Annotated in this window: 9 protein-coding genes and 2 pseudogenes; 5 read left to right on the plus strand and 6 right to left on the minus strand. The window is 66.8% G+C overall.

Features of this window, described 5'->3' with window-relative positions:
* Nucleotides 1-152: 152 nt before the first annotated feature.
* Nucleotides 153-1,379 carry an IS110 family transposase gene (locus ACLP4W_RS26815; RefSeq protein ID WP_442390416.1) on the minus strand — a complete coding sequence of 409 codons (1,227 nt, stop codon included), beginning with the start codon at nt 1,377-1,379 and terminating at the stop codon, nt 153-155.
* Between the two features lie 366 nt (nt 1,380-1,745).
* Between ACLP4W_RS26815 and ACLP4W_RS26820 the strand changes: the two genes are divergently transcribed.
* Nucleotides 1,746-2,624, plus strand: a complete 879-nt coding sequence (locus ACLP4W_RS26820; protein WP_442390408.1) for a MaoC/PaaZ C-terminal domain-containing protein — start codon at nt 1,746-1,748, stop codon at nt 2,622-2,624.
* On the opposite strand, the gene otsB is transcribed toward ACLP4W_RS26820, so the two are convergent.
* Both otsB and ACLP4W_RS26830 read right to left on the minus strand, forming a co-directional pair.
* Nucleotides 2,621-3,868: a trehalose-phosphatase gene (otsB, locus tag ACLP4W_RS26825; protein WP_442390409.1), complete on the minus strand. Its 1,248-nt coding sequence runs from the start codon at nt 3,866-3,868 to the stop codon at nt 2,621-2,623. The genes ACLP4W_RS26820 and otsB overlap by 4 nt on opposite strands.
* Before the next feature lie 40 nt (nt 3,869-3,908).
* A complete protein-coding gene (locus tag ACLP4W_RS26830) occupies nt 3,909-5,255 on the minus strand; it encodes a wax ester/triacylglycerol synthase family O-acyltransferase (protein WP_442390410.1) in 1,347 nt (448 codons plus the stop codon).
* Nucleotides 5,256-5,407: 152 nt separating this feature from the next.
* Between ACLP4W_RS26830 and ACLP4W_RS26835 the strand changes: the two genes are divergently transcribed.
* Nucleotides 5,408-8,695 (plus strand): error-prone DNA polymerase, encoded by a 3,288-nt coding sequence (locus ACLP4W_RS26835; protein ID WP_442390411.1) that lies wholly within the window; start codon nt 5,408-5,410, stop codon nt 8,693-8,695.
* A gap of 82 nt (nt 8,696-8,777) precedes the next feature.
* Here the strand turns inward: ACLP4W_RS26835 and ACLP4W_RS26840 are convergent, their stop codons facing one another.
* The gene (locus ACLP4W_RS26840; protein ID WP_442390412.1) at nt 8,778-9,185 is read right to left on the minus strand and encodes a TIGR03667 family PPOX class F420-dependent oxidoreductase; all 408 of its coding nucleotides are present in this window, start codon (nt 9,183-9,185) and stop codon (nt 8,778-8,780) included.
* A 23-nt stretch (nt 9,186-9,208) separates the two neighbouring features.
* Between ACLP4W_RS26840 and ACLP4W_RS26845 the strand changes: the two are divergent.
* Nucleotides 9,209-9,855: pseudogene (locus ACLP4W_RS26845) on the plus strand (nitroreductase family protein).
* Nucleotides 9,856-9,902: 47 nt separating this feature from the next.
* On the opposite strand, the pseudogene ACLP4W_RS26850 reads toward ACLP4W_RS26845, so the two are convergent.
* Nucleotides 9,903-10,115: pseudogene (locus ACLP4W_RS26850) on the minus strand (PE family protein); the annotation flags it as partial.
* Nucleotides 10,116-10,235: 120 nt separating this feature from the next.
* Nucleotides 10,236-10,700 (minus strand): tRNA (cytidine(34)-2'-O)-methyltransferase, encoded by a 465-nt coding sequence (locus ACLP4W_RS26855; protein ID WP_442390413.1) that lies wholly within the window; start codon nt 10,698-10,700, stop codon nt 10,236-10,238.
* 19 nt (nt 10,701-10,719) lie between these two features.
* Between ACLP4W_RS26855 and ACLP4W_RS26860 the strand changes: the two genes are divergently transcribed.
* Complete coding sequence (locus ACLP4W_RS26860; RefSeq protein ID WP_442390414.1) at nt 10,720-12,228, plus strand: recombinase family protein; 1,509 nt, start codon at nt 10,720-10,722, stop codon at nt 12,226-12,228.
* A gap of 300 nt (nt 12,229-12,528) precedes the next feature.
* The coding region (locus ACLP4W_RS26865; protein ID WP_442390415.1) for a hypothetical protein at nt 12,529-12,768 on the plus strand (240 nt) is incomplete at its 3' end.

The raw sequence follows: 12,768 nt of genomic DNA on the forward strand, positions 1-12,768 counted from the left end.
GTTGCGGCGAGCACGGCCACCGCCTTCGAGGCCTTCCTGATCATGCTGCGCTTGGCCATGCCGATAGCCTGCCCTGCCGACTGTGTCGGTGGGAAGGGTTTGCGATCGTTAGGTGCAGAAAATCCTCGAAAGACATCTCACGAAGTTAAGAGTCAAGCCGCATGCGGGAGAGGAGGTGGAAACGCGCGGTGTTCGTCGTAGAGCTGGCCGGTGTGCAGGCAGTGGTAAAGCTGGCCGAGGAATTTGTTGAACAGGTGTCGTTGGGCTTGGTGGTTCCAGTCTGCGGTGGCGCGGCGGGTGTCGTAGTGGCGGCGGGCTCCGGGAGAGGCGCGCAGCGAAGCCAGCGCCCAGATTGGGCCGACGGCAGCCAGGCGCCGGTTCTTGATATGACGGTGCAGGACAACGGTTTTCTTGCCACTGGCGCGGGTGATAGGCGCAGAACCGGCGAAGGCTTTCAGGCCGCGGGCGTCGGCGAAGCGGGAGCGGTCATCACCGGTTTCGGCCAGCACCCGGGCGCCGGCCAGCATCCCCAGGCCGGGGAAGCTGGTGATGATCTCGGCGTCCGGGTGTTGCTCAAAATGGGCGATCGCCGCCTCGGTGAGTTGCTCGACAGCGGTGCAAGCGGCCTTGAGCTGGCCCAGCAAGGCCGTCAGCTGGATTCCCATCGCGTTCTCCACGAGCGCGGGTTGATGCAGGTAGGTGTCGGTGAAGACGTCCCGCAGACGCTCGACATCGCGGTCGAGATGGCGTTGGCGGCCGGCTTTGACCAGCAGCCGGCGCAGCCGGGCAGGTGTCAACTGGGCCGCCTGTGCCGGGGTGGGCGCAGCAGCCAGGATGGTGCGGGCGTCGGCGCGGGCCAGCCCGCCGTCAGACAGTCCGGCGAACGCGGCGATAGCTGCCGGGTAGAAGTCTTTGAGCAGGTCGCGGATCTGGTTGCTGATTTGCTGGCGCGACCACACGGCGTCTTGTTGGGCGCGGGCCAGGACTCGGATAGCCTGGGCCAATTCGGTGTCGGCGGGCAACGGCCGGTGTGCGCCTGCATCGGTGCGCACGATGTTGGCCAACAAGACGGCATCAGTGGCATCGGACTTCGCGCCCGACACCGCATATCGTGCCCGATACCGCGAGGCGGCAAGGGGGTTGATCGGGTAGATCAACCGGCCGGTCTCGCGCAGCGCGGCAACCCACAAGCCACGATCCGTTTCGATCCCCACCGGGATCGGACTCTTGGCGCTGTCGCCGGCTTGAGCCAGCAATGTCAACAGCTGCGCGAACCCGGCCGCGTCGTTGCTGACCCGTGCGCGGGCCACCATGACACCGTCACCGTCGATGACAGCGGCATCGTGATGGTCAGTGGCCCAATCAATTCCACAAAACAAACTCAAGAGGTCATCACTCCTTCAATCGATGTCTGCGCCGTTACCGGTGGACTCACGCAGCGCCCTAATCGCAGGACTCCAAGGTCCGTCATCTCACTAGCCGTCCGTGACTCCAGCACACCGCAGGACTTCGTTCTGTCGAACAGCTCAAGGCTCGGGAACAATTATCGAGAAGTCAACCCTGCGGCAGGCTCAGGCAACGGCATCCCACCACCACTGCACGTGATCTGCCGCCAGGCGCGCCGCTCTTTCGTAAGACATCCACGCGTCGGGAGAAAACAGGCATCACCAGGCGGCAGACCTCGTCAGGAACGACCCCGGTCTTACAACCGACAACCATCCCTACTCAACGATTAGGAGATTCGCATGGCGATTGACCCGAGTGCCGTCGGCGCGGTGACCGAGCCGACGCTGTTCGATTGGACCGACCGGGACACGATGCTGTACGCGCTCGGCGTCGGCTGCGGGACCGACGACCTGTCGTTCACCACCGACAACAGCCACGACATCACCCAGCAGGTGCTGCCGACCTACGCGGTGATCTGCTGCCCGGCGTTCGGCGCGGCGGGCAAAATCGGAAAGTTCAACTGGGCCATGCTCTTACACGGATCGCAAGCCATCCGGCTGCATGCGCCGCTGCCGGTCGCGGGCAAGCTGTCGGTGGTCTCCGAGGTCGCCGACCTGCAGGACAAGGGCGAAGGCAAGAACGCGATCGTCGTGCTGCGCGGCCGAGGCACGGATCCGGATTCGGGAAAGCTGATCGCCGAGACGCTCACCACGCTGGTCATCCGCGGTGAGGGCGGGTTCGGGGGACAGCCGGGTCAGCGGCCCGTCGCCCCCGAATTTCCCGATCGCGAGCCCGACGCCCGGATCGCGCTGCCCACCCGCGAGGATCAGGCGCTGATCTACCGGCTGTCCGGCGACCGCAACCCGCTGCACAGCGATCCGTGGTTCGCCCGGGAGCTGGCCGGGTTCCCGAAGCCGATCCTGCACGGGCTGTGCACCTACGGGGTGTCGGGCCGCGCGCTGGTCGCCGAGCTGGGCAAGGGTCTTGCCGCCAACGTCACATCGATCGAGTCGCGGTTCACGTCGCCGGTGTTTCCCGGCGAGACGCTGACGACGCTGATCTGGCGCACCGAACCGGGCAAGGCGGTGTTCCGTACCGAGGCGTCGGGCGCCGATGGTGCTCCAGATGGCACTGCCCGCGTGGTGCTCGACGACGGTGCGGTCGAGTACGTGGGCTAGCCGGCGTTACTGAGCTGACGTGCCAGCCGGGCGGTGAACTCGGCGACGCTTGCCGGGCTGTTCAGCGCAAACAGCGCGGCGGTGGCGCGGTCGCCGTCCTCGTTGTGCCGCACCAGGATTGGGATGCCGTCCTGACGGACCGCATCGAACGCATCCTCGTCGGTGATGTCGTCGCCGAGGTAGATCGGCACCAGGGGACCCCCGCCGGCCTCGGATTGGGCCTCCTGCAGGTGATCCATTACCCAGCGAAGGGTTTTTCCCTTGTCCCAGTCCATATCCGGGCGCAGCTCGATGACTTCACGGCCGGTGGTCACCCGAAGACCGTCGCGCTGACCCGCCGCACGCACCACCGCCGCCACCTCGCCCACGCGATCACGAGCGGCGTTGCGGTAGTGCGCCGCAACGCCAAATCGCTTGTGCTCGATCACAACACCGGGAATCGACCCGAGCCGATCACGCAGCTCGGCGGCAGCCTGCTCGAGCACCGGTATCGCCGCTGCCGCGGCCTCGTTTTGGTGGTGAGTTCCGTCGGGTGCGGTCAGCTCGAAGCCGTGGCTGCCCGCATACCACATGCCTGGCACGCCGAGACGCTTTGTCACATCGGCGAGGTCACGGCCGGACAGCACCGCGACCGGACAATGCGCGGCTAACTTCTGCAGGGCCTCGACCGCGCCGGCGACGGGCCTGGCCGCGTCCGGATCGTTGACGATGTCGGACAGCGTGCCGTCGAAGTCGAAAAACACGGCCGGCCGCCGCGCGGCCAGGTCGAGGGACTGCAACGCATCGGGGAGCTCGGACATCCGACGGTCCCCGGTTCGCACGGTGACCTCACCCAGGTCGGCGACGACGGCGTCGGCGCCGTCGCGATGCAGTGCGTCGGGGTTTCCCGAACGGTCGACACCGATGACCAACGCGAATCCGTCGCCACGCGCGGCCCGGACGCCCGCGGCGTCGGCGGTGACGACGACGCATCGGCCCGGCCGCGCCGCCAGCCGGTTGGCCGCCCCGACCGGGCCGTCGGCGTGCACGGCGAACAGGTCGCCGATGCCGGCCGAGGTCAGGACGTCCCGGCGGTTGCGGCCCGACGAAAAGACCGCGGTGCCGACCCTGACCTGCTGCAGTTGCCGGACCAGCGTGAGCGCCGAGTCGGACGCGCCGCCCCCGGCGGGCACCACTGCGTCGAGGTCGAACAGCACCGCGTCATGACGACGCGGGTCGATCATGACCGGCCCGGACTTTGGCATGACCAACCTTCTCACGAAGGTCAACGCGGCCCGGCGCGGGTCAGTGACGCACCGACGGCCGCGCGCGTTGCGGGTGGCCGGGAAAGGCACGAGCCGCGCGCTTGGGTCGGTGGTCTTTGCTGAACAACAGCACAGAACCTTGGCTGAGCGCCACCAGCCGCGCCATCCCCAGTTCGATACCGACGGCCAACTGCTTGACGTCGGCCGCGGCGTCGTAGTCGGCGGTGATGCCGAACACCAATTCGTCGCAGTAGCTGAGCACCGCGACCCCGGTGCTCAGCTGCAAGGCGGTCGGGGGGATCGGCAGCAAGTGCTCCATCGTCTGGCCCAGCAGCCGTAGCTGGTGGCGTGGCCCGGGCGCATTGGTCGCCAGCGTCACGATGCCGCGTTGCGGCAGGCGGGCCAGCAGTTGTAGTACATTGCTGCGCAACATGGTTGGCAGACAATTGATCGCTGACTCCACGATGCCGCCGGATTGGCGATCGGTTTGCTTGACTTGCTTGGCCCCCCAACGGTTGTGGACGGTCCGCAAGAGCTGTACCGGGTCCTCATGCTCGACGGGCAGATACGGCAGCATGGCCGACTGCACCGGCATGGGCACCAGGGTGCGCAGCGAGTCCGCCCGCGGTTGTTGACCGCGGCGCAGCAGAACCGTCCGGAAGCCTTCGGTGATGGCGGCGAGCGCAACGTCGTTGGCGCTCACACCGAATTTGCGGCACACGCTGTCGACGTCGGCGATCGGGACGTGCACCGTGCTGTACCGCCGCATGGTGGTGACGGTATCGATCGAGGGTCGTGTCGCTGGCAACACCGCCGCGACGACGGTGGCGGCCAGCGCGGAAGCCCACCCCAGGGCGTCGGCCCAGCCGCGCTTTTCGGCCTGCGGCGGCGAAACCTGCTTGGCACCAGCATGATTAACGAACGTATCGCCGTCGGCGTCATCGCACAGCCGGGTGAGCAGGTGGGCGGCCGAGTTGCCGTCGGCCAGGCAGTGGTGGATCTTCATCAAGATTGCCCAGCGGTTGCCTTGCAGGCCCTCGATGACCCAGCACTCCCACAGTGGACGGTTCAAGTCGAGGGGACGCTCCAGGGCATGGGCGATAGCCCGGGACAGTCCGGTGTCATCGCCCGGGCGCGGAATTATCACCCGGCGCAGATGATGGGTGAGGTCGAATTCCGGATAGTCGATCCACTCGAACTTCTGCGTCCGCAACAACTGTGTGCATCGCGGTATCGACTGAATCCGTTCTGCCAGCAAGTTTTTGAGCAGTGCGTAATCGGGGACAGCGCCGTCGACGATGGCGACCGCGCCGATCGCCAGGCTCGCGTTTTGATCGGGATCTTGAGCCTTGAGGAAAGCCGTATCCAGTGCCTTCACTTGCGCCATGCTCGGTTCCCGCCGTCGATTTTTTGCCCTTGTACCAGTATCTGCGCAGCGCTGTGGCGCCGGTAGGCCCGTGACGTTAAGAACGTGTTTGGAAGTTGAAGATGCGTTTAACGGCCCGCTCAAATCGAACATACTTTCGATATACTGTGGGCGTGGGCTGGTTTAATGGGCCGCCGAGCTGGGCGGAAATGGAGCGGGTGCTCGACGGCAAGCCGCGCCATGCCGGCGCGCAGGTGGCCGCGGAACCGCCGGAAGACGTCCCCTGGTCACGCAAGCGGGGAACGTATGAACCACCGGTGGACGGCGCGCGGGTCGGATCGTCCGTCGCGTATGCCGAGTTGCATGCGCATTCGGCGTTCAGCTTTCTCGACGGGGCCAGCACGCCGGAGGAGCTGGTCGAGGAGGCTGTCCGGCTGGATCTGCGTGCTCTGGCACTGACCGACCACGACGGCCTGTACGGGGCGGTGCGGTTCGCCGAAGCGGCCGCCGAACTCGAACTGCGCACCGTATTCGGCGCCGAACTGTCCCTGGGATCGGTAGCCCGCACCGAGCAACCCGATCCGCCCGGCCCACACCTGCTGGTGCTGGCCCGCGGCCCGGAAGGTTACCGACGGCTGTCGCGGCAGTTGGCCGCGGCGCATCTGGCCGGCGGGGAGAAGGGCAGGCCGCGCTACGACTTCGACACGTTGACCGAGGCCGCCGGCGGGCATTGGCACATCCTGACGGGCTGCCGCAAAGGCGCTGTGCGACAGGCACTTTCCGATGGCGGTCCGGACGCGGCGCAGCGGGCGCTGGCCGACCTGGTGGACCGGTTCGGGTCCGCCCGGGTAAGCGTCGAGTTGACCCATCATGGTCACCCGCTCGACGACGAACGCAACGCGGCGCTGGCCGGGCTGGCACCGCGTTTCGGCGTCGGCGTCATCGTCACCACCGGAGCGCATTTCGCCCATCCGTCGCGTGGCCGGCTGGCCATGGCGATGGGTGCCATCCGGGCCCGGCAGTCCCTGGATTCGGCCGCCGGGTGGCTGGCTCCGCTGGGTGGCTCACACCTGCGGTCCGGCGAGGAGATGGCCCGGCTGTTCGCGCAGCGACCCGACGTGGTGACCGCCGCCGCCGAGCTGAGCGAGCAGTGCGCGTTCGGGCTGGCGCTCATCGCGCCGCAGCTGCCGCCGTTCGACGTGCCCGACGGGCACAGCGAGGACAGCTGGTTGCGGCAGTTGGCGATGGCCGGAGCGCGCGACCGCTACGGACCGGCCGAAAGAGCGCCGCGGGCGTACGCCCAGATCGAACGTGAGCTGAAAGTCATTGCACAACTGACTTTTCCGGGCTATTTCCTGGTGGTGCACGATATCGCCCGGTTCTGCCGGGACAACAACATCCTGTGTCAGGGCAGGGGATCGGCGGCCAATTCCGCGGTCTGTTATGCCCTTGGGGTCACCGCGGTGGATCCGGTGGCCAACGAGCTGTTGTTCGAGCGCTTCTTATCGCCGGCCCGCGACGGGCCGCCCGACATCGACATGGACATCGAGTCGGACCAGCGCGAAAAAGTCATCCAGTACGTCTACGACAAGTACGGCCGTGACTACGCCGCCCAGGTCGCCAACGTCATCACCTACCGGGGGCGAATCGCGGTGCGCGACATGGCCCGCGCCCTGGGCTTCTCACAGGGGCAGCAGGACGCCTGGAGCAAGCAGATCAGCACCTGGAACGGGCTGGCCGGCTCGGCGGATGTCGAGGGCATTCCCGAGCGGGTGATCGACCTGGCCACCCAGATCCGCAATCTGCCCCGGCACATGGGCATCCATTCCGGCGGCATGGTGATCTGCGACCGCCCGATCGCCGACGTGTGCCCGGTGGAGTGGGCGCGCATGGAGAATCGCAGCGTCCTGCAATGGGACAAAGACGACTGTGCAGCAATCGGTTTGGTGAAGTTCGACCTGCTCGGGCTGGGCATGCTCTCGGCGCTGCACTATGCCATCGACCTGGTGGCCGAGCACAAGGGGATCGAGGTGGACCTGGCCAGGCTCGACCTCTCCGAACCGGCGGTGTACGAGATGCTGGCCCGCGCCGATTCCGTCGGCGTGTTCCAGGTGGAGTCGCGGGCGCAGATGGCCACCCTGCCGAGACTGCGGCCGCGGATCTTCTACGACCTGGTGGTGGAGGTCGCGCTGATCCGCCCCGGGCCCATCCAGGGCGGGTCGGTGCACCCGTACATCCGTCGGCGCAACGGCGTCGACCCGGTCGTCTACGACCATCCGTCCATGGAGCCCGCGTTGCGAAAGACGCTGGGGGTGCCGCTTTTTCAGGAGCAGCTGATGCAACTCGCGGTCGACTGCGCCGGCTTTTCCGCAGCCGAGGCCGACCAGCTGCGGCGCGCGATGGGCTCCAAGCGTTCGACCGAACGGATGCGACGGCTGCGCGGCCGGTTCTACGACGGCATGCGCGCGCTGCACGGCGCCACCGACGAGGTGATCGACCGGACCTACGAAAAGCTGGAGGCATTCGCCAATTTCGGCTTTCCGGAAAGCCATGCGCTGTCCTTCGCGTCGCTGGTGTTCTACTCGTCGTGGTTCAAGTTGCACCACCCGGCGGCGTTCTGTGCGGCGCTGCTGCGCGCCCAGCCGATGGGTTTCTATTCGCCGCAGTCGCTGGTGGCCGACGCGCGCAGGCACGGCGTGACGGTGCACGGCCCGGACGTTAACGCCAGCCTGGCGCACGCCACGCTCGAGAGCGCCGGTACCCAGGTCCGGCTCGGTTTGGGCGCCGTCCGCCATATCGGCGACGACCTCGCCGAGCAGTTGGTTGAGGAGCGAAAAATCAACGGCCCGTTCGCATCTCTGCTGGATCTGACCACCCGGCTACAGCTATCCGTGCCGCAGACCGAAGCGCTGGCCACGGCCGGGGGGCTGGGCTGCTTCGGGATGTCCCGACGGGAGGCGTTGTGGGCGGCGGGGGCTGCCGCCACGCAGCGGCCGGACCGGCTCCCCGGTGTGGGGTCGTCGTCGCACATCCCGGCGTTGCCGGGGATGAGCGAGCTGGAGCTGGCCGCCGCCGACGTGTGGGCCACCGGCATCTCCCCGGACAGCTATCCGACGCAGTTCCTGCGGGCCGACTTGGACGCGATGGGTGTGCTGCCCGCCGAGAAGCTGCTAAGCGTCCCCGACGGCGACCGCGTCCTGATCGCCGGCGCGGTGACGCATCGGCAGCGACCCGCGACGGCCCAAGGGGTGACGTTCCTCAACATCGAGGACGAGACCGGGATGGTCAACGTGCTTTGCACGCCGGGGGTGTGGGCGCGGCATCGCAAGCTGGCCAATACGGCGCGGGCGCTGCTGGTGCGCGGTCAGGTCCAAAATGCCAGCGGGGCGGTCACCGTCGTGGCCGAGCGGCTGGGCCGCATCAGCCTGGCGGTGGGCTCCAAATCACGAGACTTCCGGTGAAACCTCCACCGAGCGTGCGCAGAATGCCGGCAGACCCCGGCGTGTTGCGTACAAACACGCACGCTCGGTGAGCGGCAAATAGCTACGCGGGTGTGGTCCACACCTTGGTCGGCGTGATCGTCAGCCGGGTGCTATAGGAACCCATCGCCGCGGTCAGCCCAAACCTCGCGGCGTCCTCGGCGTACTTCGCCCAGTACGGCTCGTCGCCGCGGCAGTCGACGCCGGTGGCGTCCACCGTCGCGATCCCGCCGATGACGATGATGCCGCCGCCATTACCGTCGGAATCCAGGTTCAGGCTCACCTGGGGGTGTGCCTTGATGTGGGCGACCTTGGCCGCGTGCGGCATCGAGTACACCGTCAGCTTGGCGCCGTCGAAGTAGAACCAGATCAGCCGCGGCACCGGTTGCCCCGATTTGGCGACGGTGGTCAGCCATCCGTAGTGGTCGGAAGTGAGCCTGCTGGAAACCTCTTGTGTCAGTTCGACGCTCATGAGGTCGAATGTAACCTCCACACATGACAACCAACCTGTCCGTCGACGAAGTCCTCACCACCACCCGCTCGGTCCGCAAACGCCTCGACTTCGGCAAGCCGGTGGGCCGCGAGGTGCTCATGGAATGCCTCGACCTGGCGCTCCAGGCGCCCACCGGTTCCAACTCGCAGGGCTGGCAGTGGGTGTTCGTCGAGGACGCCGACAAACGCAAGGCGATCGCCGACATCTACCTGGCCAATGCCCGGGCGTACCTCAGCCTGCCCTCGCCCGAATACGGCGAGGGGACACCCGCGGACAGCGGATGGGCAAGGTCAGGGATTCCGCGACCTATCTCGCCGAGCACATGCACGATGCGCCGGTGCTGATGATCCCCTGCCTGGAGGGCCGGGTGGAGCAGGCGCCGCTGGGCCTGAGTGCGTCGTTCTGGGCGTCGCTGTTCCCGGCGGTCTGGAGCTTCTGCCTGGCGCTGCGCTCCCGCGGGCTGGGCACCTGCTGGACGACGCTGCACTTGCTCAACGACGGCGAGCGGCGGGCGGCGGACGTGCTCGGCATTCCCTACGACCGGTACAGCCAGGGCGGCCTGTTCCCGATCGCCTACACCAAGGGCACCGACTTCCGGCCGGCCAAGCGGCTACCCGCCGAGCAGCTCACGCACTGGAACATCTGGTAGCCAGCGCGTGGATCAGCCCGGGTTGCCGTTGCTGCCGGGGCTTGAAACGCCGTCGCCCGCGTGGCGAGTTGCTGATAGCTCAGGGCATGGCTGGAAAACAGCGACGCCACGGCCGCCGACACCTCATCGCCACCGGCGGCCAGCACTCCCGTCGTCGCGGACGCCGCCACCGCATTCGCGTCATTCAGCGCCGAACCGATGCCCGCCACATCCGCCGCTGCCGTCCCCACCACGTCCGGGATCGCCAGCACAAACGACATCGCTACCCTCCGCATCAGGCATCAACACGGGCTGGGGCTATGACCCGGCAGCCCGATTCTCCTCCGCCCGGCCCGGCCCCACCACCACCGCTTGGTGCACTGCCGCTGAATAAGAGCGGGCTACACAGCCCCGGGGTAGCCGTGCTGCCGCCAGGCCTCGTAGACGGCGATCGCCGCGGCATTGGACAGGTTCAGCGAGCGCCGGCCCGCCAGCATCGGGATGCGCACCTGCTGGGTGATGTGGTCGTCGGCCAGGGTCGCGGCGTCCAGCCCGTCGGGCTCCGGCCCGAACATCAACACGTCGCCGGCCTGGTAGCCGATGTCGGCAAACGACGTGTTCGCGTGCGCGGTGAACGCGATCACCCGCGCCGGCGACAGCGCATCCCACGCGGCCGGCAGCGACGGATGGACGGTGACCGACGCGAGGTCGTGATAATCCAACCCGGCCCGGCGCAGCTTGGGTTCGGACAGGTCGAAGCCCAGCGGCTCGACCAGGTGCAACTCGGCGCCAGTGGCGGCCGCCGTCCGGATGGCGTTGCCCGTGTTGGGGGCGATGCGTGGGGTAACGAACATCAGCTTGACCATAACATGCTAACCTCCCGGTATGGCAAGTAAGCGGGTACTAGGCAGGCTACGTCTGTCGAAGTCAGCGGAGGAATCCACGTCGATCGAGCGACAGCGCGAGATCATCGAACAGTGGTCTAGCGCCAACGATCACACCGTGATCGGGTGGGCCGAGGACATCGACGTGTCCGGGTCTGTCGACCCGTTCGACACCCCCCAGCTCGGGCCGTGGTTGGACCACAGAGCCCCGGAGTGGGACATCCTGGCGGTCTGGAAGCTGGACCGGCTGACCCGGTCCACCATCAACATGAACAAGGTGTTCGGCTGGGCCAAGGAGCACGACAAGTCCGTGGTGTCGGTGACCGAGGCCATCGACCTGTCGACGCCTACAGGGCGTCTCATCGCCCAGATCATCGGGTTCCTGGCCGAGGGGGAGCTGGAGGCTATCCGGGAGCGGCAACGCTCGTCCCGGTCCAAGCTCCGGGAGTCGGCTCGGTGGCCGGGAGGTAAGCCACCGTATGGGTACGTCGGAGTCCCCCGCGACGACGGTAAGGGGTGGTCACTGGAGCTTGATCCGTTGGCCTCCAAGGTCGTCCGTCGAATCGTCGACGACCTGATAGACGGCAAGGGGATAACCCGGATTGCCCGTGAGCTGACCGAGGAGGGGTATCGGCCCCCGGGGCAGTATTACGCCACTCTGAGAGCCAATCAGGCGGAGTTACGGTGGTTCCCCGAGGAGACGCCCACCGGTAAGTGGGCGCCTACCCCGCTGCGGAACATGCTGCGGTCCAAGGCGCTCCGTGGATACGCGCACCACAACGGGGAGACCGTCCGGGATGACGACGGGATGCCGATCCAGCTTGCGGAGCCGTTGGTCTCCCTGGACGAGTGGGAGCTGATACAGGCCACCCTGGACGGGACGAGGGAGGCCCGGAAGGACACCCGCCGTACGGAGTCCAGCACGTTGTCCGGGCTGGTGTTTTGCCTCGTCTGCGGTGAGCCCCTGTATCACGACCTGAACACGGTCAAGCGTGCCCAGAAGACATACGAGTACCGGTACTACCGCTGCCGCTGCCGCTCCCGTGAGCGTGAGCACACCATGATCCCAGCCGACGAGCTGGAGGGGCTGGCCGAGGAGTCGTTTCTACGAGAAGTTGGGGATCTCGAAGTCCGGGAGAGGGTTTGGGTACCTGGTGACTCCCACGAGGCCGAGCTACGGGAGGCCGTGAACGCCTGGGACGAGCTGACCAAGGCAGCCGGCAGAGCCGTCTCGGCGACAGCGAAGCAACGCCTACAGGCTCAGCTAGCGGCACTGGACGCCCGGATAGCCGAGCTGGAGTCGGCTCCGGCCAGGGAGGCTCGGTGGGAGTACCGAGCCACCGGAGGGACGTATAGGACCGTCTGGGAGGCAGCGGATTCCGCTGCCCGGAGGAACCTGCTGTCCCGGTCTGGGATCACTTTCGCCGCCCGCGTCGTCGGTGGACGCGGGAGCAAGGCGAGGGAATTTGAAATCCGGGTACCCGCCGAGGTCACTCAGAGGATGGGGTGACCTCGCTCCGGCGGGCTTGCACTTCCAGCAGTCGGGCAGGCCCCCCACCCGGACCTCCGGCTCATCTGAAGCTCCGGTCATCCATCGGCATCGCAGGCAAGTAGTTCCAGTTCTCCCAGCGCACAAGGTGGAGCGCCGCTCGCACGGGGCGGATCGTCAGGGTCGAGCTGGATCGGCTCCTTTGGCTCGGCAGACGGCCACCGCGCCGCGTTGCCTCATAATCGTGGCCGATCGTGAAGACAAATGCCATAATCCGTCGAGACCATAGGCTACTCACCCGAGCGATAAGGGACGTTGGGCGTGGACATCTGGCACTCGTTTGTTGAGTTTCTCGAGGATCTCATCCGTCGGTATGGTTTATTTAAATTGATCTTCGGGTTTACCGGGTTCGCGTCAGCTCTGATTGGGTTAGCAATAGGTTTTCGCCTCAGCCCCGACATAAGAATCGGACTTGCCCTGGTGTTCGTCATCGGGCTGCTATTACTTACGTGTTTGGCACTCATTATCGATCAGCATCGGCTGCGCAGTGCAATGGCCGAG

This window comes from Mycobacterium sp. (assembly GCF_052145595.1).
Taxonomy (GTDB): domain Bacteria; phylum Actinomycetota; class Actinomycetes; order Mycobacteriales; family Mycobacteriaceae; genus Mycobacterium.

Bases quoted from the DNA above. Each gene is read 5' to 3' on its own strand.
- ACLP4W_RS26820 (WP_442390408.1), top strand. From the start codon at position 1,746: ATGGCGATTGACCCGAGTGCCGTCGGCGCGGTGACCGAGCCGACGCTG.
- otsB (WP_442390409.1), bottom strand. From the start codon at position 3,868: ATGCCAAAGTCCGGGCCGGTCATGATCGACCCGCGTCGTCATGACGCG.
- ACLP4W_RS26830 (WP_442390410.1), bottom strand. From the start codon at position 5,255: ATGGCGCAAGTGAAGGCACTGGATACGGCTTTCCTCAAGGCTCAAGAT.
- ACLP4W_RS26840 (WP_442390412.1), bottom strand. From the start codon at position 9,185: ATGAGCGTCGAACTGACACAAGAGGTTTCCAGCAGGCTCACTTCCGAC.
- ACLP4W_RS26855 (WP_442390413.1), bottom strand. From the start codon at position 10,700: ATGGTCAAGCTGATGTTCGTTACCCCACGCATCGCCCCCAACACGGGC.
- ACLP4W_RS26860 (WP_442390414.1), top strand. From the start codon at position 10,720: ATGGCAAGTAAGCGGGTACTAGGCAGGCTACGTCTGTCGAAGTCAGCG.